Here is a 1,252-nt window from a genome sequence, read left to right as displayed (position 1 = left end):
CAATCATTGGCAATTTTTTGTCATAAATAAGAACTGGTGCACAATCAGCAGTTAAAATACCTAAAGCTAAATTTTTCTTTGTAGTAATCAAGCCATCGCCGACAAGTTTTTTTGAGGGTCTTTTCAAAATAAAGTGACATTTGTTACTATGTATTTGTTTAAGCAATATTAAGTTTTTTGGAGAAACTTTAAACTTTTTCGAGACAATTTTTAAATTTTTTTTAACATTAGAAATTTTATCATTAGAACCGGGCCCACAATTTAAGGCACTATAAATTCCATTTGATACTCCTCCTTTTTTTCCAAAAAAACCATGTGAAATATTTTTAAACTTAATTAATTTTTTAGATTTTAATGTCATTAAACCCTGTCTTAAAATTGTTGTCCTTCGTGGTTACAAACATTACTTTAAACAATTCACCCATCTCATCTTTGTGTGTTAGCCTTCTTATTCTTGTGTAAAGATCTGTTTTTTTTAGGAAACTCATTTTTTTCGATACTATTTCAGCTCTTAAATCTATTCCCATGTTTTTTAAAAAACTTCCTTGATTAGTAATACCACCAACTTTCAATCCATTTAAATTAACAATTTGTTTGATAAAGTTAAAATTTATATGATGAGTTATATCAATATTTTGGTAGTCATCAAAAATATTTACTTTTTTATGATTTTTAATCCCTTGTAAACTATCATACATTTTTTTGTCAGAGGTACCGTAATCAATTAATAAAATTCCCCCCGCAGAAGATTTGATTTTTTTACAAATATTTTTTAGATATTTGACCATTAAAGGCGAAAATTCTATAAAATTTTGATTTTCATCAATCCCTTGATTAAAAATTTTTTCCATATTTTTTTTAGTAACTTTTTTCTTCTCAAGAGAGAATTTTCCACTTTTATTTAATAATACAAAATTTTCATACCATTCCTCATTTATTTTAATAAACTGCTTAATTGGCAAAGCATCAAAAAATTCGTTAGCCAAAAATATAGTTGGAGAATTTGGTAATTCATCAAAATTATCCAACCACTTAACACTTTTTGAAAATTTTTTTTTTTGTAATTTTTTAAGGGACATACTCTTTTCAAAAATAAAAAATTTGAATTTATCTTTTACAATTTCTAATTTATTCAATGTATTAATTAAGACTTCTATGAGTTCTCCATTCCCTGCACCCAATTCTACTAAATTGATTTTTTCAGGTTTATTTAAATTTTCCCAAAACGATACAACCCAAATAGCAATCATTT

General features: G+C 25.5%; 2 protein-coding genes. Both read right to left on the bottom strand.

The annotated features are described in order from the left end of the window. On the bottom strand, positions 1-361 hold a 361-nt coding region (locus AMN84_RS04910; protein ID WP_143755561.1), incomplete at its 3' end, for a laccase domain-containing protein. Next, positions 345-1,252, bottom strand: a 908-nt coding sequence (locus AMN84_RS04905; protein ID WP_075483935.1) for an SAM-dependent methyltransferase, incomplete at its 5' end; no start/stop codon positions are given. The genes AMN84_RS04910 and AMN84_RS04905, both read right to left, overlap by 17 nt.

It is taken from the genome of Candidatus Pelagibacter communis (genome assembly GCF_001180105.1).
Lineage (GTDB): Bacteria > Pseudomonadota > Alphaproteobacteria > Pelagibacterales > Pelagibacteraceae > Pelagibacter > Pelagibacter ubique_K.
The sequence above is the reverse complement of the archived record's forward strand: the minus strand, read 5'-3'. Positions and strand labels throughout refer to the sequence as shown.